This window comes from Pontibacter ramchanderi, from assembly GCF_002846395.1.
Lineage (GTDB): Bacteria > Bacteroidota > Bacteroidia > Cytophagales > Hymenobacteraceae > Pontibacter > Pontibacter ramchanderi.
This window is the reverse complement of sequence record NZ_PJMU01000002.1, coordinates 306,765-328,727: the sequence shown is the minus strand read 5'-3', so window position 1 is coordinate 328,727 and position 21,963 is coordinate 306,765. Positions and strand designations below refer to the sequence as shown.

The 21,963-nt window shown below is 51.9% G+C and carries 22 protein-coding genes; 7 read left to right on the top strand and 15 right to left on the bottom strand.

What is annotated here, in order from left to right:
* Positions 1 to 37: 37 nt before the first annotated feature.
* From BD749_RS08230 to BD749_RS08190, 9 genes are all read right to left on the bottom strand, one after another.
* Complete coding sequence (locus BD749_RS08230) at positions 38 to 625, bottom strand: inorganic diphosphatase (RefSeq protein WP_101443925.1); 588 nt, start codon at positions 623 to 625, stop codon at positions 38 to 40.
* A gap of 160 nt (positions 626 to 785) precedes the next feature.
* The gene (rplS, locus tag BD749_RS08225) at positions 786 to 1,139 is read right to left on the bottom strand and encodes a 50S ribosomal protein L19 (protein ID WP_101443924.1); all 354 of its coding nucleotides are present in this window, start codon (positions 1,137 to 1,139) and stop codon (positions 786 to 788) included.
* Positions 1,140 to 1,302: 163 nt separating this feature from the next.
* On the bottom strand, positions 1,303 to 1,980 hold the full coding sequence (gene trmD, locus BD749_RS08220; protein WP_101443923.1) for a tRNA (guanosine(37)-N1)-methyltransferase TrmD: 678 nt from the start codon (positions 1,978 to 1,980) through the stop codon (positions 1,303 to 1,305).
* Positions 1,981 to 1,996: 16 nt separating this feature from the next.
* Complete coding sequence (gene rimM / locus BD749_RS08215; RefSeq protein WP_101443922.1) at positions 1,997 to 2,560, bottom strand: ribosome maturation factor RimM; 564 nt, start codon at positions 2,558 to 2,560, stop codon at positions 1,997 to 1,999.
* Between the two features lie 12 nt (positions 2,561 to 2,572).
* Positions 2,573 to 3,118, bottom strand: a complete 546-nt coding sequence (locus tag BD749_RS08210) for a 30S ribosomal protein S16 (protein ID WP_101443921.1) — start codon at positions 3,116 to 3,118, stop codon at positions 2,573 to 2,575.
* Positions 3,119 to 3,407: 289 nt separating this feature from the next.
* Positions 3,408 to 4,178 carry an acyl-CoA desaturase gene (locus BD749_RS08205; protein ID WP_101443920.1) on the bottom strand — a complete coding sequence of 257 codons (771 nt, stop codon included), beginning with the start codon at positions 4,176 to 4,178 and terminating at the stop codon, positions 3,408 to 3,410.
* A gap of 141 nt (positions 4,179 to 4,319) precedes the next feature.
* Positions 4,320 to 4,991: an RluA family pseudouridine synthase gene (locus BD749_RS08200; protein WP_245868922.1), complete on the bottom strand. Its 672-nt coding sequence runs from the start codon at positions 4,989 to 4,991 to the stop codon at positions 4,320 to 4,322.
* A gap of 166 nt (positions 4,992 to 5,157) precedes the next feature.
* Positions 5,158 to 5,976, bottom strand: a complete 819-nt coding sequence (gene panB / locus BD749_RS08195) for a 3-methyl-2-oxobutanoate hydroxymethyltransferase (RefSeq protein WP_101443919.1) — start codon at positions 5,974 to 5,976, stop codon at positions 5,158 to 5,160.
* An 83-nt stretch (positions 5,977 to 6,059) separates the two neighbouring features.
* The gene (locus tag BD749_RS08190) at positions 6,060 to 8,771 is read right to left on the bottom strand and encodes a putative LPS assembly protein LptD (RefSeq protein WP_101443918.1); all 2,712 of its coding nucleotides are present in this window, start codon (positions 8,769 to 8,771) and stop codon (positions 6,060 to 6,062) included.
* 73 nt (positions 8,772 to 8,844) lie between these two features.
* Here BD749_RS08190 and BD749_RS08185 point away from each other — a divergent pair, with 73 nt between their 5' ends.
* The 4 genes from BD749_RS08185 to BD749_RS08170 all read left to right on the top strand — a co-directional run bounded on the left by BD749_RS08185 (position 8,845) and on the right by BD749_RS08170 (position 13,382).
* Entirely contained in the window at positions 8,845 to 9,627 is a 783-nt protein-coding gene (locus tag BD749_RS08185) for an N-acetylmuramoyl-L-alanine amidase family protein (protein ID WP_101443917.1), read from the top strand.
* Positions 9,628 to 9,649: 22 nt separating this feature from the next.
* On the top strand, positions 9,650 to 10,705 hold the full coding sequence (locus tag BD749_RS08180) for an MlaD family protein (RefSeq protein WP_101443916.1): 1,056 nt from the start codon (positions 9,650 to 9,652) through the stop codon (positions 10,703 to 10,705).
* Between the two features lie 90 nt (positions 10,706 to 10,795).
* On the top strand, positions 10,796 to 12,424 hold the full coding sequence (locus BD749_RS08175) for an acyl-CoA carboxylase subunit beta (protein ID WP_101443915.1): 1,629 nt from the start codon (positions 10,796 to 10,798) through the stop codon (positions 12,422 to 12,424).
* A 109-nt stretch (positions 12,425 to 12,533) separates the two neighbouring features.
* A complete protein-coding gene (locus BD749_RS08170; protein WP_101443914.1) occupies positions 12,534 to 13,382 on the top strand; it encodes a transglutaminase-like domain-containing protein in 849 nt (282 codons plus the stop codon).
* Positions 13,383 to 13,463: 81 nt separating this feature from the next.
* Here the strand turns inward: BD749_RS08170 and BD749_RS08165 are convergent, their stop codons facing one another.
* The gene (locus BD749_RS08165; protein WP_101443913.1) at positions 13,464 to 14,051 is read right to left on the bottom strand and encodes a thioredoxin family protein; all 588 of its coding nucleotides are present in this window, start codon (positions 14,049 to 14,051) and stop codon (positions 13,464 to 13,466) included.
* A gap of 30 nt (positions 14,052 to 14,081) precedes the next feature.
* A complete protein-coding gene (locus tag BD749_RS08160) occupies positions 14,082 to 14,720 on the bottom strand; it encodes a 4'-phosphopantetheinyl transferase superfamily protein (protein ID WP_101443912.1) in 639 nt (212 codons plus the stop codon).
* 85 nt (positions 14,721 to 14,805) lie between these two features.
* Between BD749_RS08160 and BD749_RS08155 the strand changes: the two genes are divergently transcribed.
* From BD749_RS08155 to folB, 3 genes are read left to right on the top strand one after another with little or no spacing between them, the layout of a single operon-like run.
* Positions 14,806 to 15,729 (top strand): WD40 repeat domain-containing protein, encoded by a 924-nt coding sequence (locus BD749_RS08155; RefSeq protein ID WP_101443911.1) that lies wholly within the window; start codon positions 14,806 to 14,808, stop codon positions 15,727 to 15,729.
* 4 nt (positions 15,730 to 15,733) lie between these two features.
* Positions 15,734 to 16,711, top strand: coding sequence for a DivIVA domain-containing protein (locus BD749_RS08150; RefSeq protein ID WP_101443910.1), 978 nt, complete (start codon positions 15,734 to 15,736; stop codon positions 16,709 to 16,711).
* A gap of 10 nt (positions 16,712 to 16,721) precedes the next feature.
* Positions 16,722 to 17,078 (top strand): dihydroneopterin aldolase, encoded by a 357-nt coding sequence (gene folB / locus BD749_RS08145; protein WP_101443909.1) that lies wholly within the window; start codon positions 16,722 to 16,724, stop codon positions 17,076 to 17,078.
* A gap of 52 nt (positions 17,079 to 17,130) precedes the next feature.
* Here folB and meaB read toward each other — a convergent pair whose 3' ends face one another.
* The 4 genes from meaB to BD749_RS08125 all read right to left on the bottom strand — a co-directional run bounded on the left by meaB (position 17,131) and on the right by BD749_RS08125 (position 21,955).
* Complete coding sequence (gene meaB, locus BD749_RS08140; RefSeq protein ID WP_101443908.1) at positions 17,131 to 18,111, bottom strand: methylmalonyl Co-A mutase-associated GTPase MeaB; 981 nt, start codon at positions 18,109 to 18,111, stop codon at positions 17,131 to 17,133.
* 130 nt (positions 18,112 to 18,241) lie between these two features.
* Positions 18,242 to 19,393, bottom strand: coding sequence for a WD40 repeat domain-containing protein (locus BD749_RS08135; RefSeq protein WP_101444699.1), 1,152 nt, complete (start codon positions 19,391 to 19,393; stop codon positions 18,242 to 18,244).
* Between the two features lie 145 nt (positions 19,394 to 19,538).
* Positions 19,539 to 21,119 carry an alpha,alpha-trehalase TreF gene (treF, locus tag BD749_RS08130; protein ID WP_245868919.1) on the bottom strand — a complete coding sequence of 527 codons (1,581 nt, stop codon included), beginning with the start codon at positions 21,117 to 21,119 and terminating at the stop codon, positions 19,539 to 19,541.
* A 428-nt stretch (positions 21,120 to 21,547) separates the two neighbouring features.
* On the bottom strand, positions 21,548 to 21,955 hold the full coding sequence (locus tag BD749_RS08125; protein WP_101443907.1) for a hypothetical protein: 408 nt from the start codon (positions 21,953 to 21,955) through the stop codon (positions 21,548 to 21,550).
* Between the last annotated feature and the right edge of the window lie 8 nt (positions 21,956 to 21,963).

The window sequence follows — 21,963 nt, the reverse complement described above, 5'->3', positions numbered from 1 at the left end:
AAGCCTCCACATCAGGAGGCTTTTTTGTTTCTATACCTTACAGTTTCATCCAACGCTGTATTTCTTGCTCGGCGAACTGCTCGTTGCGCCAGCCTACAAACTTGCTTTTGGCGGTTGGGTTGTGGTGCACGAACCATTGCTGCAGAATGGCCTTGGCGGCAGGGTAGTCGGCTGTAAGGCTGGTGTAGTCCGAGGCATTGATAGGGCGCTCACTTGGCCTGGCCGGTACTGCCACGATCTTGTGGTCAAGTTCGCCGGCTGTTTCCAGTTGCAGCACACCTACAGGAATCACCTCCATTACTGTGCCTGTGGCAACACTCCCGGCCAACACCACCACTTCAAGCGGTTTCTTCTGTGCGTTGGTTTCTGTAGAAGGTATAAAGCCAAAATTGGCAGGGTAGGGCAGGAAAGGGATAACGCGATCTTGGCCCGCTTGCTGCTCTGCCTCAAAGGTCTTGGTCTGGCGGTTGTAATGCAGCTTAGTGGAGCTCCCGGCCGGAACCTCGATCACAGCCTGCAGCTGTTTCTTGCCATTGTAAGTAGGCAGGGCGGCGTAGTCGGTCTGGCAGGAGGCCAGCAGCGCCAGCGACAGCAGCAGGAAGGTATAGCGTTGTAAGGTTTTCATGAGTGAAGGTATACAGACAGGTATAGCTGCAAATATAGCAAGCCTGGCCAAAGCAGGTATAGCCTGGGCTTTGCAGCGGGTATAAAAAAAGGAGCCGTTTGCTGAGAAACGGCTCCTTTTTACTAAAACTATGGAAAACTTATGAAAACAGGTTCTTCAATTATCTTCTTTCCTTGATACGAGCAGCTTTACCCTGCAGGCCTCTCAAGTAGTATAGTCTAGCTCTTCTAACACGGCCTTTTCTTACAAGCTCGATTTTCTCGATAGATGGAGAAAGCAGTGGGAAAATACGCTCCAGACCAATCTGGTTAGACACTTTTCTTACAGTGAATGTCTCACCGTTTGTGTTTACGTTCTTACGCTGGATTACAACGCCCTGAAACTGCTGGATACGCTCTTTGTTACCCTCGCGGATTTTCACGTGGATGTTGATCGTATCGCCAGCCTGGAAAGAAGGGAAAGAGGCGCGCTTATCTGTAGATTCCTGCTCGATAAATTTAAGTAATTCGCTCATGGCTATGTTGTTAAAGCTAAATATCTTCTTCAAAATTCGGACTGCAAAGATATGTAATTATTTATTACTTAAGAATTTTTGCAGAAAAAAAATGTAGGTTTTTGAAACTTATACCTTAAACCAGCTAAAACAGCGGTTTTGAGCACGTTTCTATACCTGTAAACTACTCGTCGAGCAGATCTGGCCGACGTTGTTTCGTCCGCTCAATGGCCTGTTCAAAGCGCCACTGCTCTATCTTGGGGTTGTCGCCCGAAAGCAGGATGTCGGGCACTTTCATGCCTTTGTAATCTGCAGGTCGGGTATACACGGGAGGTGCCAGCAGTCCGTCCTGAAACGAATCGGTCAGGGCGGAGGACTCGTCGTTGAGCACCCCAGGTATAATGCGTATAATGGCATCGGCCAGCACAGCCGCTCCCAGTTCACCGCCCGACAGCACATAGTCGCCGATGCTGATTTCGTGGGTCACGTAATGCTGCCGCACACGCTCGTCCACGCCTTTGTAATGCCCGCACAGAATAATGACGTTGCGCATCAGCGAAAACTGATTCACCACCTGCTGGTTCAGCGTTTGTCCGTCAGGCGTCATGTAAATCACGGCATCGTAGTCCCGCTCGGCTTTTAGCTCCGTCAGTAGTTTATCGATGGGCTCAATCATCATCACCATACCTGCCCCGCCGCCAAAGGCGTAGTCGTCAATCTGGCCATGCTTGTTGATGGCGTATTTGCGCAGGTCGTGTATGTGGATATCCACCAAACCTTTTTGCTGGGCTCTTTTAACGATGGAATGGCTAAAAGGACTGTCCAACAGGTCGGGCTGGCAACTGATAATGTCGAATCGCATGATAAGGGGATTGGGGCTACTCGTCGCGGTCGTCGGCGTCGTCAGGGGAACCAGGCTGGGTGTATACCTCCAGCAGGCCCTCAGGCAGGTTTACGTGCAGCTCTTTGGTTTCGTGGTCGGCACGCAGGAATACTTCGTCCATTACAGGTATAAGCATCTCCTCGTTGTTGTAGTCCATGGCCATCAGCTGTTGCTGCGGCATGTCGTAAAACTCTTTCACGGTACCCAGCGGGCCGTGGTTCTGGTCGACCACACGGTAGCCAATTACGTCATGGAAGTAAAACTGGCCATCTTCCAGCTCAGGCAGCTCGTCAAGCGGCAGGTATAGGCTGGTGTTGCGCAGCTTCTCGGCCTGCTCGATGGTGCTGATGTCCTCGAACTTGATGATGAAGCGGCCTTTGGCCTGCGGCTCCATGCCTTCAATAAAAAAAGGAACCAGTCTTCCCTGTTGTTCCAGGAAGACTGATTCCAATTCATCATAATCTTCGGGGTAGTCCACGTCGAAAAACGCGACTACTTGTCCCTTGATGCCATGGGTTTTGACGATGTGTCCTAACAGAAAGCAGTCATCAATCTTCATGGCAACTGTAATTTATGCTTGCTCTTCAGTAGATTCGCCTTCGGCAGCTGCCTCAGGAGCCTCTTCTGTTTCAGCAGCAGGAGCATCAGCAGCAAGCTTAGCAGCCTCACGCTGACGGATCGCCTCTGCACGAGCTTCTTTCACTTTCGTTTCAGCTTCGAACGCAGCCTTACGCTTAGCCTCTTTCTCAGAGCCCAATGTAGAGCGCTTGCCTTCGATTTTGGCTTCTTTCTCTTTCTTCCACTCTTCGAAGCGAGCGTCAGCTGTTTCCTGAGAAATAGCGCCTTTTGCCACACCGATTTGCAGGTGCTTCTTGTACAGAATACCTCTGTAAGAAAGCATTGCTTTTACAGTGTCAGTTGGCTGAGCACCGTTCATCAACCACTGGAACGCCTTCTCCTCGCTGAAGTCGATAGAAGCAGGGTTTGTGTTTGGGTTGTAAGTACCCAGTTTCTCGATAAATTTACCATCACGTGGTGCTCGAGCGTCAGCTACTACGATATCGTAGATAGCGGCTTTTTTGCGGCCTCTGCGGGCCAGTCTGATTTTAACAGCCATTTTTTATATAAATTGTTAAGTCGGCGGAACCCGTCCGTCAGTTTTTAGAACCGCAAAGGTAATGATTTTGTGCCAATTAATGCAAGATATTTTGGGAATTGATTCGTGAGGTGCCACCAGGTATAATGCTTAGCGCCATAGCAGACAACGCTCCTTTGAGTGTAGGCTATACCAGCGACTATACCTGCCTATCATTTGCTGGCAATTTGGGCAACCTGAAATAAGCTTGTGTACCGCTACACCTGCAGCCGCAAAAAAAGCCCTCCAGTGCGGGAGGGCTTTTGTATAGTTAAGCGTTGGCTTTTGCTCTTGGAGGTCTGGCTGCTTTTACTTTCACTGGTTTCAGCTTGATGATGCTCAGCTTGTCCAGCGTCCAGATGACAGGCCAGGTTGGGTCTACTTCCCACCACTTTACGCCGAAGTTCACGCGGTTAGGCAGTTTGTGGTGGTTGTTCTGGAACAGCTCACCGCCTGTCAGGAAGTCGAAGAATAGCGAGTTGCGCGACTTGTCGTTATTGTCGAAGTTCTGGTAGCCGTACTTGTGACCGCTCCAGTTTACGATGGCACCGTGCACAGGGCCCATCAGGAAGTGAATCGGCAATAGCAGGAACATCCACCACTGTGTGGCGAAAGCAATGTAGAACAATACATAAGCCACACCCCAGCCAATACGTGAGTAATAGCTGTCACCTAGTTTCTCCAGTGCCGGCCACATAGGGTAGTCGCCATCAAAACGGCGCTCCGGCTCCACACGGTGGTTCAGCACGTCGTTGTAAATGTTCTTGGTCTTCCACATCATTGCAAAAGCATTGTTGGAGTAATGCGGCGAGTGCGGGTCACGCTCCGTGTCAGAGAAAGCGTGGTGCATGCGGTGCAAAATAGCGTAAGCACGTGGCGACAGGAACGAGGAGCCCTGCGCAATGTAGGTGAGCAGATAGAACGCCTTCTCCCAGAATGGGTTCATCGTGAACATCTTGTGGGCTGCGTAGCGGTGCAGGAAAAAGGTCTGCACGAACAAAGAAATGTACCAGTGCAGTACGAAGAAAATAAGTATGGCCATTAACGGGTCGTGTGTAAAGTGTTTAAATTCTTGTTCAGGTATAGGCTTGGTTTAGGCAGACACGTTGCCTTCTGCAAAATTACAATCTGATTTTATAGAAAGAATAAATTCAGGTATAAAAGTTCAGAAAGATGACTAATATCAGTTTTTAAACGGTGCCCAAACAGGAGCGGAAGGCAGCGGAGCGGTCACGGTAATCATGGTTTTGAGCGTTGGGTGCTCGAATTGCAGCATGCGGGCGTGCAGGGCGATGCTCTTGTCCGGGAGTGGCTGGCTGGCGCCATACCTCAGGTCGCCTGCAATGGGGCAGTGCATGGAGGCCAGCTGCACCCGAATCTGGTGCGGACGACCAGTAACGGGGTTTACCTCCAGCAGGTAGTTCTTGTCATGCTGCCCGATCAGGCGGTAGCTTAGTTCGGAGCGAAGGCCATTTTTGTTTTCGCGGGCGTAGGCTTTTGTCACGTTGCGACTGCTGTCCTTTATGAGCCAGTGCACCAGCGTTTGCTCAGGTATAGCCGGGCGGTTGAGCACCACGGCCCAATAGGTTTTCACAGTCTTTTTGCTGCGGAACAATTCGTTGAGCCGGGTAAGGGCTTTGGAGGTTTTGGCAAGCAGCACCACACCGCTCACAGGTCGGTCAAGGCGGTGCACCACACCAATGTACACATTGCCAGGCTTGTTATACTTCTCTTTGATATAAGCCTTCGCCAGGTCGGCCAGGCACACGTCGCCGGTTTCATCGCCGTGCACGAGCAAACCGACTGGCTTATTCACCACCAACACATGGTTATCCTCAAAAAGAACGTCTAGCAATGTAGATAAGAGTTAAAAGTTAAGAGTTAAAAATCTAGAATCAAAAAGTGGGTAGCATTGCAGTTGAAATAAGCGCCAAGCCTAAAGGTGCTCGCTATACCTGCGCATACCTTTCACGCTTAACTTTAAACTCATAACTCTTAACTAAAATTAATACGCTCTAAAATTAATACGCTTCTTTCTCGTTCGGGAAGTCTTTGCTCTTTACGTCCTTCACGTAGTTCTGCACCGCATCGGTCATGATGGTGTGCAGATCGGCATAGCGACGCAGAAAGCGGGGTTTGAATTCTTTGTTGATGCCCAGCATGTCGTGCACTACCAGCACTTGCCCGTCTACATGCGGACCTGCGCCTATACCTATGATCGGAATTTCCAGCTTCTCGGCCACGCGCTTGGCCAGTTCCGAAGGGATCTTCTCCAGCACGATCGAGAAGCAGCCCAGCTCCTGCAGCAGCAGAGCGTCATCGATCAGTTTCTGAGCCTCGGCCTCTTCTTTGGCGCGCACGGTATAGGTACCGAACTTGTAGATCGACTGCGGTGTCAGGCCCAGGTGACCCATTACCGGTACGCCGGCGCTCAGAATGCGGATAATCGATTCCTTTATCTCGGCACCGCCTTCTAGCTTGATGCCGTGCGCGCCCGATTCCTTCATGATGCGAATGGTCGAGCGAAGCGCTTCCGAAGAATTGCCCTGGTATGAGCCAAACGGCAAATCGACTACCACAAAAGCACGGTTTACGCCACGCACCACAGAAGAGGCATGGTAGATCATCTGGTCTAGCGTGATGGGTAGTGTTGTTTCGTGGCCAGCCATTACGTTAGAGGCAGAGTCGCCGACAAGCAGCACGTCCACACCGGCGGCGTCCAGAATGGTGGCCATCGAGTAATCGTAGGCCGTGAGCATGGAGATCTTCTCGCCGCGCTCTTTCATATTCTGCAGCTGGTGGGTGGTGACTTTTTTTACGTCGCTTTTATGAACAGACATAGGATGCAGGTTTGGATTTGATTCAAAATTATAAAAATCAAAACATAAACAGCCATCCAATTTTCAGGTATGGCTGTTCGGGGTTATCTGAAGTTCATACCTGATCTGTTTCTGGTCAGGCGCAGGTCGCGTAGCAGGGCAGAACGGGCGTTGATGGTTACGTTATAGCCGCGCATCAGACCGAAAGGCCGCCAGCCGATGCTCATCTCCCAGCAGTGCAGGTCGCGGTAAATATCGACGCTGGCGTTGGAGATGTTATTGTTCGTAAAGTCATACCCGGCCATGTAGCCAAACTTCCACTTTTCGGTTAGGTTCAGTGTGCCCTGCATGCCGATGTTCTGGGTAATGGTGCCCTCGTTTTGTTGTGTGCCGCCGGTATAGTAGATGGTATAATCCAGGTTGAGCGTCCAGGGGATGTTGAAGTCCACGTAGTCCGGCAGGAACTGGTCATTCGGGTTCAGCATACCCGGCAGGTTGGTCGGCGGTGGTGTGTTAGTAGACCGCGCTTCTGGGTTAAAGTTCGCCCGCACACTCAGGTTGGCATTGGTTAGTCGGGCCAGCTTAAAGCCAGGCGACTCCAGCATGTAGCGGTCAATACGACGGTTGCCGTCCGGACTGAGCTGGTAAGGGTCGAGGGTGGAGGTGAAGTTTACATCAAACACCTTGAACAGGCGTGTGTTCATGCTGATATTGATGGGCGAAAGTCGCAGCGAGTCGGCAGCCAGGTTGTAGGTAGTACCGATGTTCAGGTTGTCGATCAGGCTCACCTTTTCCGATTTGGCTTCTGTGGAATCGCTGCGCGAGCGTACCTTCATCTCTACCCGGTTATTGATCTGGATACCCAGGCTGCTCTGCAAGCCTCCCCCAGGCACGCTCCCGTTAAAGCGTGGCAGCGTCTGGAAGATTGGTTGGTTCGTGAGCGTGTCGATGGCAACTTGCGTGGTCTGGCTAAAGCCGAAACGGTTTTCGTCGCCGAAGTTAGGACGGTAGCCATAGCTAATGCTTGGAATCATGGTATGGCGGATGGCCTCCACGCGCTTGCTTTTCGGAAACTGCACAGTACCGTACACCGTCGTGTTAAGGGAGGCTCCGGCGCCGTATTCGTATACCCTGCCAAAGCCTGCCGTGTCGATGCGCACAGCTCTCTGCTCCTCGTCGTAGGAATAGGTTAGCTTTTTGTCGAACCATGATTCGCGGTAGGTCACGGTCGGTGTCAGGTTGAAGAAGCGGAATACCTTGTAGTTACCCAGGCCGATATTAAAGTTGTGGTCGGCGCTCTTGCGGCCGTTTTGCCAAAGGCGGTCGAGGTTGTCAAAGTTAAGCGCAAACGTGGTGTCTCTTTCCGTTCCGTTCACCACAGGTATATTGCCTAGCCTGCGGGCCGTCACCTGGTTCGACACCTCGTTGCGGAGCCGCACGTTGTAGCCGAAAGTAAAGTTCTCGTACCACTTGCCAGTCGGCACGTCCTTCGAGAAAAGCTCGTAAAGACTCGTCTGCGTCATCGCAAAGTTAAGGTCAGGCAGCGTAAAATTCATGCGCGTAGGAGCTGGCCTGCGGTTCTCGCCCTCTCCCACGAAGCCTCCGTTGTTCTGGCCTTGGCTTAGCGTAGCTGTATAGCTGAATGGCGTGTTCTGTATGTTCTTCTGGTAGGTGATGGTCGAGTTGAAAGTCGGGGCCAGGTATGCATTCGGGCTGTTAAAATTCACGCGGTTGTGCTGGCTGCTACCTGCGCGCACATTGGCCGTGAAGCGACCACGGCCAGGTTTCTGCACCGGACTGTGCGACCACGTAACAAAAGCGGTGCGCTGACTAGGCGGCAAACCGGCCAGGCTGTTGGTAGAGCGGTTCGGATCGGCCACATCTGCCTCATCGTTTTTAAAGTAATCGTAGCTGATGTTCAGGTTGCCGCGGTAGGAGTAACGTTTGATGTAGGTGTTGTCAACAGTCACTTTATACCCACCCAGTGAGTAAATGTCGCCCGTGATGCGGGTGCCGATGTAGTCGTTTAGGGCCAGGTAGTAGCCCCCGTTGCTCAGGTAAAAACCACGTGCCCGCGACTCGCCAAAGGTCGGCATGATGACACCGGACGAGCGTTTGTTTTTCGGGGTGGGGAAGAGGCCAAACAAGAAACCGAGCGGCGTAGGTATGTCGGCTATCACCAGGTTAAAGGGACCCGACATGATCTTATCGTTCGGGATGGCCTTTATTTTCCCGGCGCTGATATAGAAGTGCGGGTGCTCGAGATTGCAGGTGGTGTATTTGTTGTGCAGGCCGAAAATCTCGTTGTGCTCATTTTTTTTCACCACCTCGGAATGTATGTACCCTTCGCCTTGTTGCGTTACTACTTCAGAGATTCGGCCGCGTTTGGTTTTGTAATTATAAGCAATGCGCTTGGCGGCGTAGCTCTCTGCTCCGTCCTTAAACACCGGAGTACCAGTTTCTTTGCCGGTTGAGTCGGCAAGCGTAGTAGCGGTTAGGGTGTTTAGGTCGTAGTTGATTTCGATGTAGGCTGCCGAAAGCTCCATGGTGCCATAATCGATTTTGGCGTCGCCATAGAGGTGCACGACCTTGCGGTCCACCTCAAACAAGATGGAATCTCTGGCAGAGTAATTGATTGTGGTCTCGATGTCGCCCTGGGGTACTGTGGTCACGAGCGAATCCTGCGGCGGAGAGATGTTGACAGTGTCTTTTGGCGTAGCAGTGGTGGTAGGACGGCGCACCCGTTGCCCCAGCACAGGCTGGGCAGAAAGCACGGCGAGCTGCACCAGCAGCAAAAAAATCAAAATGTAGCGCAACTTCTTCAGACTTCCCTAAAGTTTTATTTATTTTGTACAAAGTTATTGTTTTAGCTTTTAACTAACGAGCGTTGTGAGAAATATTGTTACTATTTCAATTCTGGCCCTAAGTTTACTTTTACTATCTTCCAGCAAGCTCGAATACCGCAAGGCGTACAAGCTCCGGACGGTAGTAATCGATGCAGGTCATGGCGGCAAAGACATAGGCTGTAACGGCAAAGTTTCGCATGAGGCTGATGTGGCCCTGAAGCTGGCCCTGCAGGTTGGTGCGTTAATTGAGAAGAACGTGCCCGACGTAAAAGTTGTTTACACCCGCAAAGACGATACGTTTGTGGAGCTGATAGACCGCGCAGGTATAGCCAACAAGAACAATGCAGACCTGTTCATCTCCATTCACCTCAACTCAGGCCCCCCTGCCGCATACGGCACTGAAACCTATACCATGGGGCTCCATACCTCCAACAACAACCTGGCCGTAGCCAAGCGCGAGAACGCCGTTATTTTACAGGAAGACGACTACAAGGAAAAATACGGTGGCTTCGACCCGAACTCCCCGCAGAGCCACATTATGTTTGCGCTGCACCAGAGCGCCTACATCGACAATAGCCTGCGTTTTGCCCAGAAAGTAGAAAATGAGTTTAAAACCCGCGTTGGCCGTACCAGCCGCGGCGTAAAGCAGGCGGGCTTCCTGGTACTCTGGAAATCTTACATGCCGAGCGTGCTGATTGAGGCTGGCTTCCTGACCAATCCTGCTGAAGAAAAATTCCTTAACGATAAAACCGGCCAGACGTATATGGCATCAGGTATATATCGTGCCTTCAAGGAATACAAGCAGGAGCTTGAAGCCATGAACTAAAGCAAAACGCAAACTCACCTACGTGAAAATATCAAAGGAAATTAAAGTTGCCCTGCTAGGTATAGCGGCAGTTGTGATATTGTATTTCGGGTATGAATTCCTGAAAGGGTCCTCGCTCTTCTCCAAATCCAACACTTATTATGTAGTATACGACAGCGTAGATGGCCTCACTATTTCAAATCCTGTATTTCTGAATGGCATACAGGTAGGCCACGTGAAGGATATGGAACTGCTCACCGACCGCGCCAACATGGTACGTGTGGACATTGAAGTTCGGAAAGACCTGCAGGTAGGAGACTCCACCATCGCCAGCCTCGGCAACTCCGACCTCTTGGGCAGCAAGGCCATTACGTTGCACCTTAACAACAGCAGAAAACAGTACAAAGGCGGCGAAGAGCTCATCGCTTTCAAGGAGACCAGTATTGGCGACATGCTGTCTTCCAAATCGGTTCCCGTTATCGACAAAGTGGACACCACACTGGCTCGTGTAAACAGACTCCTGGACAGTGAGGCGAAAGACAACATCCAGTCGATTCTGGCCAACTCAAACAGAACGACCGAAATGGTCAACGCCATCCTGCGCGAAAACCAGCGCAACATCAACCAGATCACGGGCAATCTCAGTCAGCTTACTGCTGCACTAAGACAGACGCAGCGCAACATCGACCGCCTGACACTAAATATGGCCGAGATAACGGACACGCTGAAGCAGGTAGAGATCAACAAACTGGTGCGGGACGCCAACTCGGCTGTGAACGAGCTGGAAACCACCATCTCCAAGCTTAACTCCAACCAGGGCTCGCTGGGCAAACTCATGAACGACGAGGAACTGTACCGTAACATGAACCGGTCTACAGAGGCGCTCAACCTGCTGTTGCGCGATATACAGGCCTATCCGAAGCGCTATGTGCAGTTCTCCCTTATCGGTCGCAAAGACAAGTATAAGGTAGATGCCACAGGCCGCGTGATTACGCTGGAGGAGGTGAAAGAACTGCAGGACGAAAACCCGGACGAGTTTCGCCGTCCGGCGCCCGACTCTGTTAAGGTAGTGCCTGCCGATACCACAAAAAGGCAATAGTGCATCTTATAAAAATTGTATATTTGTGAAATCCGCCCATAAAGCGGATTTTTCATTGTAAGTAGTCCCCTTATTTATAATAACCCCTTCATGGATATCGAATTCAATAAGAACGAAGACTCTCTCAAACAGCTGAGTTTCCAGCTGAAAAGCAAACTGAAGAAAGTACACCTGGGTGGCGGCGAAAAGCGCATCGCCAAAGAGCACGAGAAAGGCAAGATGACCGCCCGCGAGCGCATCGCCTACCTGCTCGACGAAGGCTCTGAGTTTCTGGAAGTAGGCGCCTTTGCCGGCGAAGGCATGTACCAGGAAGTTGGCGGCTGCCCAAGCGGCGGCGTGGTGACAGGTATAGGCTACATCAAAGGCCGTCAGTGTGTGGTCGTAGCGAATGATGCCACCGTAAAAGCCGGTGCCTGGTTCCCGATCACAGCCAAAAAGAACCTGCGCGCCCAGGAAATCTCTATTGAGAACAAACTCCCGATCGTATACCTGGTAGACAGCGCCGGCGTGTTTCTGCCAATGCAGGACGAGATTTTCCCGGACAAAGAGCACTTTGGCCGCATGTTCCGCAACAATGCCGTCATGAGTTCGATGGGCATTGTGCAGATTGCCGCCATCATGGGCAGTTGCGTGGCCGGCGGCGCTTACCTCCCGATCATGAGCGACGAGGCTTTGATTGTGGAGGGGACGGGCTCTGTGTTTTTGGGTGGCTCTTACCTGGTGAAGTCGGCCATCGGCGAGAGCATTGACAACGAGACTTTAGGTGGCGCTTCCACACACTGCGAGATTTCCGGCGTAACCGATTATAAGTGCAAAGACGACAAAGAGGCACTGGACCATATCCGCACCATCTTTGATAAAATGGGAGATAATCCGAAAGCTGGATTCAGCCGTGTGGAGCCCCTTGCCCCGAAACTGGACGAGAAAGAAATTTACGGCATGCTCCCAGCCGACCGCACCAAGCCCTACGACATGATGGACATCATCAGCCGTCTGGTGGATAACTCGGAGTTTGAGCCTTACAAAGACCTCTACGGCCAGTCGCTGATCTGTGGCCTTGCCCGCATTGATGGCTGGGCAGTAGGTATAGTGGCCAACCAGCGTAAGATCGTGAAGAGCAAAAAGGGCGAAATGCAAATGGGCGGCGTAATTTACTCCGACTCAGCTGACAAGGCGGCACGCTTTATCATGAACTGCAACCAGAAGAAAATTCCGCTCGTGTTCCTGCACGATGTGTCGGGTTTTATGGTGGGCAGCAAAGCCGAGCACGGTGGCATTATAAAGGACGGTGCCAAAATGGTGAACGCCATGGCGAACTCTGTGGTGCCGAAAATCACTGTAATCATTGGTAACAGCTACGGTGCCGGCAACTACGCCATGTGTGGCAAAGCCTACGACCCACGCCTGATCTACGCCTGGCCAACGGCACAACTGGCCGTTATGAGCGGCGCGGCGGCGGCCAACACGCTGCTGCAGATTCAGGTATCAGCCCTGAAAGCAAAAGGAGAGGAAATTACGCCAGAAGCAGAGAAGGAATTACTCGAGCGTATCACGGCCAAGTATAACGAAGAGCTATCGCCTTACTATGCCGCCGCCCGCCTGTGGATAGATGGCATCATCGACCCGCTGGAGACCCGCAAAGTGATCTCGATGGGGATTGAGGCAGCCAACCACGCCCCGATTGAGAAACCTTATAATGTAGGCGTTATTCAAACCTAAGCCCGCTTTTTCAAGATTTACATAAGAATCCCAGCAATTAGGAATCTGATTGCTGGGATTTAGAGTACACTATTGAATATCTATTACTTATTAACCATTACGCATAGCTTTGACGAAGAAGGAGATTAAGGCGATGATCTCGCTGTTGGATGATATAGATTACGAGGTCGCGTCGCATGTAGAGCAGAAGATTGTATCGCTGGGGGAGAGCATTATTCCGTTTCTGGAGGAAGAGTGGGAGGAAACCCTGAACTCGGACCTGCAGAAGCGCATAGAAGACCTGATCCATAACCTGCAGTTTGACGGACTGTTGAAGCGCCTCAAAAACTGGAAGGAGCAAGGGGGGAAAGACCTGGTAGAAGGAATGTGGCTTGTGAACACTTACCTGTACCCGGACGTGGAACTGGCCACGCTATCGAAAGCGCTGGACCAGCTTTACTTCGACGCCTGGACGAACATGAAGGAGAACATGCACCCTTATGACCAGGTGAAGTCGTTGAACAACTCGCTTTTCAGGGAGAAGAAGTTTTCGGCCAACACCAAGAACTTCCATTCCCCGTCGAACTCCATGATGCACCTGGCGCTGGAGACGAGACGCGGAAACCCGCTCACGCTTTGTGTGATCTACATGACCATTGCGCAGCGCTTGGGTATGCCTGTATACGGCGTGAACCTGCCTAATCTCTTTATCCTGACGTACAAACTAGGTGAGGTGCAGTTTTACATCAACGTGTACAACAAAGGCCTGATGCTCTCAAAGGCCGATATCGACAACTACATCGTGCAGCTTAATCTGAACCCGGTGGATATTTTCTACGAGCCCTGCTCTAACATTGAGATCATAAAGCGGGCTTTGCGTAACCTGGCATTTTCGTTTGAGAAGACCAATGATCTGGAAAAGGCAACTGAAGTAACGAAATTGCTGACCGCAATCACCGACGAGGACCCAGCAGTATAAGCACAACAAAACAGGTATAAAAACGAAAAGACCGGCTCTCAGATGAACCGGTCTTTTCGTTTTGCAGGTATAGGTATAGCGTTAGTATCGCTTGATCATACAACCTGTCGCACGCTTGTCGGCTGCACTGATGTTCTTGTTCGCCAACACATCGTCAATCACGGTTTTCAGGTAATTGTTACGCACGCCACTCTCTACCTGCGGACTATCGTCGATCGCACCTTTATACTTCAGCACAAATTCGCCACCCATGTTATGGAGCACAAACACTTCGGGCGTTTTGGTGGCACCGAATTTCTGACTGATGCGCTGCCCCTCGTCTGCCAGATAAGGGAAGCTGTAGTTCTTGCTGGCCAGGTCCTCCATGGTGTCGCTGCCTTCGCCTACGCCAACACCCGGGTTAATAAAAATGAACTGCACACCCCGGGCCGCATAGGTGCTCGAGAGGGTAACCAGGCGGTTTTCGTAAAGCTTGGCGTACGGGCATTTGTTATCAGTAAACACCAGCACTACGGTTTTGCTGTCGGCAAAATTGCTCAGCGACACGGCATTGCCCTGCCCGTCTTTGAGCGAAAAGTCAGCCACTTTGCTGCCCAGTTTGTAGCTGCCCTGCGCAAATACACTGGCCGTGACCAGGAATGCGACGACAAAAGAAGCCAGATATTTCATGTTTGTTTGGTTAGGTGAGTGTAAGTAGTTTCAACGATCAACACTGTAGGTTAGTACGTGGTTGTGAAGCACTTCGTGATGGATCTGATACAATTTAGAAAAATTATCGGTAATAACGTGCCCCAGCAATAAGTTGTTTTCAGAACCCTGAGGGGGCTCTACCAACAGATTTTCTTTAAAAATAAGTCGTTTTTGGCTGTACATCTTGTACAAAGTTTCTTTGGCGCTCCAGTACAAACAAGTTTGCTGTTCATCATCGGCGGTAAACACTTTTTCCCGATCCGTGAGAAACTTGTCGGCCACCCGCAGCGCCTTCGCGCTTACCAGTTCAATATCTATGCCAACCTCATATTTTTCGGAAAGGATAACGGCAGCCATGCGCGGGGAGTGGGTGATGGAAAGCTGGAAGTGCGCCCCATCAAACATGGGTTTGCCTGTCGGGTCGCGCAACAGGGGCAAAGGCTTGTCGGTAAAGTGTTGCAGCAATTGGTAAGTCAGGGTGCGGCTGGCCAGCCATTCGCGCTGGCGTCTGGGGTGGGCGAGTTGCAGGCTTTCGTCAGGTATAAGGTGGGCCGGCAGCAAGGCACGCAACGCCGCCGGTTCCTCATCAAGAAGCCACACACCCAGTAAGGTATGGGCATCAAGTTCGCGGGTATGGAGCAGGGGCATAGCGGTAATTTTTAGGCAGCTACAAAAGGGTTCGCCGCAATTGTTGTAAATTTAGCAAAAATCAAGCGTAACAGACCAAGCAGAGATGGCTAGCAAGATTCAAGTGCAGAAAGTCGCGACCCTGACAGGCCACCGCGATTGTGTGTATACCCTGGAGGGCGGTGCTAACCCTGCCACCATTTATTCGGCGGGAAGCGACGGTATGGTGGCCGCCTGGGACCTGCATCATCCTGAAAACGGTGAACTGGTGGCCAAAGTCACTACCTCTGTATACGCACTGCGCTTTATACCGGAGCGCAACCTACTCCTGATCGGGCAGAACCTGGAGGGCCTGCAGGTGATCGACCTGAAAAGCAAAGCCATTCATAAATCAGTGGCGCTGCCCAAGGTTCCCATCTTCGACATTGCCTACGTGCCGGAAACAGCACAGGTATACGTGGCGCTGGGCAATGGCGGCATAGCCGTAATCGGGGCGGAGGACTTTGAACTGCATAGTATGGTGCGCAAATCGGACCAGAGCGTGCGCTGCCTGGCCTACAACACGACCACCAACGAGCTGGCCGCCGGGTATAGCGACAACCTGGTGCGCATATTCGATGCCAGCACCCTGGAACTGAAGCATGAGCTGCCCGCACATACCAACTCTGTGTTCACGGTCGTTTACTCACCAGATGGCACGCAGTTGCTCACCGCCGGCCGCGACGCCCACCTGCGGGTATGGCAAGTACAGGAAAAATACAAGGAGCGCGGCTATGTGATCGCACATATGTATACCGTCAACCACATCACTTTCAGCCCCGAAGGGCGCTATTTCGCCACCTGCAGCATGGATAAGTCCATAAAAGTGTGGGACGCCCATACCTTTAAGTTGCTCAAGGTTATTGATAAAGTCCGAAATGCGAGCCATGGTACTTCCGTCAATAAATTATTTTGGTCGGCTCATCAGAATCAGTTAGTTTCGTGTAGCGATGACCGCACCATTTCGGTGTGGGATATTAATTTCAGCTAAGCTTATGAAGATTACACCCTTAGAAATCAGACAAAAAACATTTGAGAAAGCATTCAGAGGGCTTGACAAGGACGAGGTAAATGCTTTTTTGCTGACTTTGTCGCAGCAGTGGGAAAAGCTGCTCGATGAGAACAAAGACCTGCGCAACAAGCTGGAAGCAGCTCATCGCGAGACGCAGAAGCTTCGAGAGGTGGAAACTTCATTGTACAAAACGCTGAAAACAGCCGAGGACACAGGTAACTCTATTCTGGAGCAGGCCAACAAGTCGTCGGAGCTGAAGATACGTGAGGCGCAGCTGCAGGCCGACCAGTTGTTGAGCACGGCCCGCAACCAAGCTCGTATGGTGCTCGAAGACAGCCAAAAGCAGGCCGAGCGCATGGTGAGCGAGATGCAGCAGGAGGTGAAGGCGCTGGAGCAGGACTACCAGCGCATGGAGTCGTACTTGGAGAGCATGGTGCGCGACTTGCGCAACCTGGCCAACGAGGCGCTGGAAAAAGCTGAAAAGACAAAGTCAAAACCTAAAACCAGTACTGCCAGTATTCTTTCAAGAGCGGCCGAACTTCGGGTAGAACAGCCCGAGCTGCTGCGTAACATGAAAGATATGGAAACGACAACAAACCGAACAATACAACTGCCAGAGGCCACGGCCACTGCTGCAGCTGCTATACCTGTTATGGCCAGCAATGGCTACGAGCCGCTTGGCGATCCGGCCCCGGACGTAACGCAGCCCCATCCGGAAATTCCAAACCCGGTAACGCCTGTGCCAAATGTGCCGTCGCCGGAAATAGAGCAGCCAAAGCCAGATTACCCGGGTACTATACCTGCACCTGAAATTGAGCAGCCGGTACCTGAAATTCAGCCTGTAAAGCCGGATCAGCCAGAGATTCAGCCCCCGATGACAGAGCCTTCGCGCAACAGCCTGGCTGACTGGGCGCAGCGCCAGCAGAAGCCTGCCGGTTCTTTCTTCGACGAGATAGGCTAGTTCGAAACAGATGGGACAGATTGCACTGGAGGGCATGGAGTTCTTCGCCTTCCATGGGTTTTATGATGAGGAACAGAAAATCGGCAACAAGTACGGCATCGACCTGTTCATCGAAACCGACCTGCGACGTGCCGCCGAAAGCGACGACCTGGATGAAACCGTAAACTACGAAGTGCTTTATGCGCTGGCGCTGGAAGAGATGAAAGTCCCCGCCCGTCTGCTGGAGCACCTGGGCCACCGTATCATCGACCGGATTTATGACCGCTTTCCGTTTGTGCAGTCCGTTAAAATAAATGTGTATAAGTTCAACCCTCCGCTGGGTGGGATCTGCAAGTGGGCCAAAGTGACGTTAGCAGAGGCCCGATAAGTTTACTTATTGATTGAAGAGCAGCCGGTGCAGCCATGTGCCGGCTGTTTTTTTATACGAGCTTCAACAACTCCGCGGCGGCCGCGAAAGCTGACTTCCTGCCTGCTTTCACCTGCTCAGCTATACCTGCCAATTGTTCCTTTACCTGCTGATGCGCATAGAAATTGTCTTCCAGCCCTTGGCGTATGGCTTCGTACATCCACTGCAGGTTTTGGTCGTGGCGCTTTTTCTCAAAGAATCCATTTTGCTGTGTCAGTGCCAGGTAGTTTGCTATTGTTTCCCAGATGGTGTTGAGGCCGGTTTGTTCCATGGCGGAGCAGACGGAGACTTTTGGGAGCCAGCCCGAGGCGGCTACAGGGTATAAGTGCAGCGCATTCTGGTACTCGGCACGGGCGGCTTTGGCTTTCATGGCATTCTCACCATCGGCCTTGGTAATGGCAATGGCGTCGGCCATCTCCATGATGCCGCGTTTGATGCCTTGCAGTTCGTCGCCGGCACCCGCCAGCATCAGCAGCAGGAAAAAGTCGACCATGGCATGTACCGCTGTCTCAGACTGGCCCACTCCGACCGTTTCCACAATGATGGCGTCAAAACCGGCCGCTTCGCAGAGAATGATCGATTCGCGGGTGCTGCGGGTGACACCGCCCAGCGACTTGCCAGCAGGAGAGGGGCGAATAAAAGCCTGTGGGTTGACAGAAAGTGACTCCATGCGCGTTTTGTCGCCGAGTATGCTGCCTCCAGTACGTTGTGAAGTGGGGTCGATGGCCAGCACGGCCAGCTTTTTGCCCTGCGCCTGTATCAGGTAGTTGCCGAAGGCTTCGATAAATGTGCTTTTGCCCACACCGGGCACCCCTGTTATACCTATCCGCACCGATTTGCCAGCATGTGGCAGCACCTGGTTGATGACGTCCTGTGCCAGTTCCAGGTCAGAGGCCAGGCGGCTTTCCACCAGCGTAATGGCACGGCTCAGCATGACACGGTCGCCTGCCAGAATGCCCTCTACATACTTATCAGCACTGAAACGTTTTGCCAAGGCGGTATAGCGTTAGGTATAACATTATTTGCCTTACAAATTTAGAATTAATGCGTTACCGAGCCAGCTATTTACCCGAAACAAAAAAGCCGGACACTAATGCCCGGCTCTCACATCTTAATTCTATACCTTATCTTACATTGGCAGACCTGCCCGCACCCGACTGTATACCTTGCGGGAAGTTTGGCAGGCCCAGGTCGCTTTTGCGGCCACCCAGGTGAAAGCCCGTATCCACATAGCCACTTTCCTTGCCCAAGGCATTCGGGTTGTTGATCACGCCCAAATGAATGTTATCCTGGCGGGCCACATACATTTTGCCATTCGGGCCGAGTTGAATCGCCCCGATGCGCGGGCTGCCAGACATGCCCACTACCACCGCTGATTTAGCGATAGCCGCTTCGTCGCCGGCCTGCAGGTCGAACTGAATGATCTGTGCTTTACCGCCTCCTTTGCCGTTTGCGGTGCCATACAGCTTAGTGCCATCCGGCGAAAAGCACACACCATAAGCCTCTTCATAGCCCTTCAGCAAGACCGGATCTGACACCTCACCGGTGCTGCGGTTGAAACGAAGGACTTCGAAATTACTCTCGCTGTCCCAGAGAGCTGCTGCCAGTCTAGTGCCGTCAGGTGACGGTACCAGGTAGCCAATGGCTTTGCGGTGCGCGCCACCATGCACGGTGCCCACGTTGCTCATGACAGGTTCAGTGTTCACACCCTCAGCGGTTACCAGGTAAGCCATGTAGGCATTGCTGTTCCAGCGGTGCGCAATCACCCACCAATCGCGGTTGTTACTGTGTCGTATAGCGGTTAGTTTTTCAGTGGCCGGAGCGATTAGGAACACGTTGCGTGCTGTGACGGCACCATTGCCATCGTCTTTATTCATGTTCACGATACTATAGCGCAAACCGTTGGATTGAGCCTGTATATCGGTTGTGAAGATGTAAAAGACACTATCGGCAGCAGGTTTGGGAACGATCAATGCTGATTGTGTAGAGGACTTCATGCCCATCAGGCCATTGCCGTTCGGCATCACGCGGTGGTGCTTGTTCCAGACGGTGATGCCATTGGTATAAAACAGCAGGTTGCCTGCCTTGTCAGAAATGGTGGCGCTCCCTTCTTCGGTGTGCAGTCTGCTGTTGACCACTGCCGTAACCGTATCGCCTCTGAAGATCAGGCCGGCTCCTTTTCCAAAGTACCAGTTGGATGTTTCGCCCTGCGCAAAGGCAGCGTAGGAGCTCAGGAGCAAGGCGAAAACCGTTAGCGTATGTTTAAACTGAATCATAACCTGTTTTTCTATATAACGCAGTCTTTGCAAAGGGAGTGCCAGTTTCCGAAACAAGGTGCTATTCAGGTATAGCAGACAGGAGTTATACCTGTTCTGTAAACAAAGCGCTTCCCATACCATGATGCTGTCAGGCAGTTATAGCTCAGCGGTTTTGCAGCATGACAGGCTCCTGCTCCGCAATGGGGCGCAACTCAGGGTATAGCGAAAGCAGCTTCAGAAACACGCCGTTCGTCCAGCCGAAGCCATCCTGGTTCGGGTACTCTCCACCGCCTGCCTCCAAATCGAGATTCTCGACATTGTACTTCTCCACCATTTTGCCCGTGCTTTCGTGCACCTGCGTGCCGAGCGAAATCCAGCGGGTGGCAATGCTACGCGCCAGTTTCTCGTGGTTGTAGTTGCGCAGCGCCTGTATGCTCATCCACTGCAAGGGCGCCCAGCCGTTTGGAGCATCCCACTGCTGATTGGTATGTGCCAGAGTAGTTGCCAAACCGCCTGGCATCAGGAAGTCACGCTCCAGCCGTTCAGCTACAGCACTTGCCTGGCGTCGCTTGGCCATACAAAAGTAAAGCGGGAAAACTGCAGCCAGGGTCGGTGTGTTGGTTGTGGTGCCCTGCACGAAATCATAATCGTAGAAGAAACTGTCGTTGTCATGCCACATGTGCTGTAGCACTGCCTTGCGGCGGGCCTTGGCTTTCTGGCGAAATAAGCGGGCTCCGGAAGGATCGCGTTCCAACTCAGCCATCTCGGCCAGTGTCAGTTCCATGTGGAAGAGCAGTGCGTTGAGGTCTACCGGCAGGATGTCAGTGGTATGGATGGTACTCAGGTTTTGCTTATCGGCAAACCAGCGGCTGCTAAAGTCCCAGCCCGATTCGGCAGCTGCCCGGATGTGGCGGTATACCTCTTCCGGCCGTCTGCCAGACTCCCGGGCAAGGTGCAGGTCCTCTTTGTAGGATTCCGGGCGGGGAGCGGGCTGGTCGTCCCAGTAGCGGTTGAGGATGCTGCCGTCTGGCAACAGCACCACCCGCCGGTGTGCCGGGTAGGCAGGAGTGAGCTGCTCGGCACCATCCATCCAGAAAGCGTATTCCTTGCGCAGAGCAGGAGCGTATTTTACCAACACATCGCGCCCCATCTCCTGCGTGAGCAGGTGCAGCATAAGCGCATAAAAGGGTGGCTGGGAACGGCTCAGGTAGTAGCTTCGGTTTCCGTTTGGTATATGGCCGGTCCTGTGGATCAGGTGCGTGAAATTATCGACCATGTGCTGCATCAATGCATTCTCGCCACTCGCCTGTAACCCCAGCATAGTAAAGAAGCTGTCCCAGTAATAAATTTCCTGGAAGCGTCCGCCAGGCACCACATAAGCGTGGGGGAGGGGAAGCAGCGAACCACCGCTTTCGTCAGGCATGCAGGTGAGCACAGGCCAAAGCTGTCGTATATGCGCTGTTACGGAGAGGCTGGTATCGGTCGTGAAATTGGAGGAAGGCTGTGTGGGTAACAGGAAATGCTCCAGCACAAACTCCTTTAAATTGAAGCCAGGTTGCTTGCGCTGCTCCCGGTAAGCCTGCAGAATATACGCTGGTTCCTGCAGAGGCACACAATCAGCAAAGGTTTTGGAATCGGGGAAGACAGGCTGCAGCTGCACCTCATGAAAAAGCTCTTGCAGGTCGATCTCCGGTCGGTACTGGGCCTGTACCGGCGAGGGAGCGAAAATATAAGATAAAAGCAAAAGAACCAGGTTAAATAAGAAGTATGATTTTTTTGATCTGCCTTGCTCCATGATTTTGCGCATTATATATGAATCTGTATTCATACGAATCAGCAAAGCAAGGGGTCAAGTATACTATTATGCAATCTGTTACACAAGCTATAAATTCAGGAATTGCTTTACTTCCTGAATACCTACAGGAAAATCTTGGAATTTTCTGAACAGTCTGATCTGGTTGTAAGTGCTACTATTGCCATATAACATAAACGGGAGCCTGATTTAACAGACTCCCGTTTATGTATGTTTTTAAACTGCTTTGAATGACAGTTATTTACATAATGCCTCTTTCAACAGGATCCTCACAGGATAACAGCAAGTTTAGCGATTGTGTATTTAGAACCAACGGGCCCCGTTATAAGAAGGGAGCGCCATACCTGCAGAAAGGTTAACTAGCGCCCGAAAGGATGCCGCACAAAGGATATTTGCCCCATTGCATCTTTTTCGTATCGGGCCAGGGTATAGGGCTCAAACTGGGAGGGGACGTGCTGCTGGCCGGGCAGGACCTGGTCAGGGGCAGGCTGGTTGTTCAGAAAGAAATAAACCGTAGTGGTGCCATACTTGGTATGGGGCATGTAGTTGCCATATTGCTCCATCTCCTGCCACAACGTATCGGCAACGGTAACGGCATAGATTCTGACGATCGGCCCGGTATTGTTTTCGTTGCGGTAGAAGGCCACTTCCTTAAAGTCGCCTTTCAGATCGTCGACGCTGGGCAATGAAAAAGAGTCGTAGATGAAGTAGATGATCAGGGCAGCAGCAACGCTGAGTAAAAGGTATTTCGTTGATTTCGATGACATAATCTAAA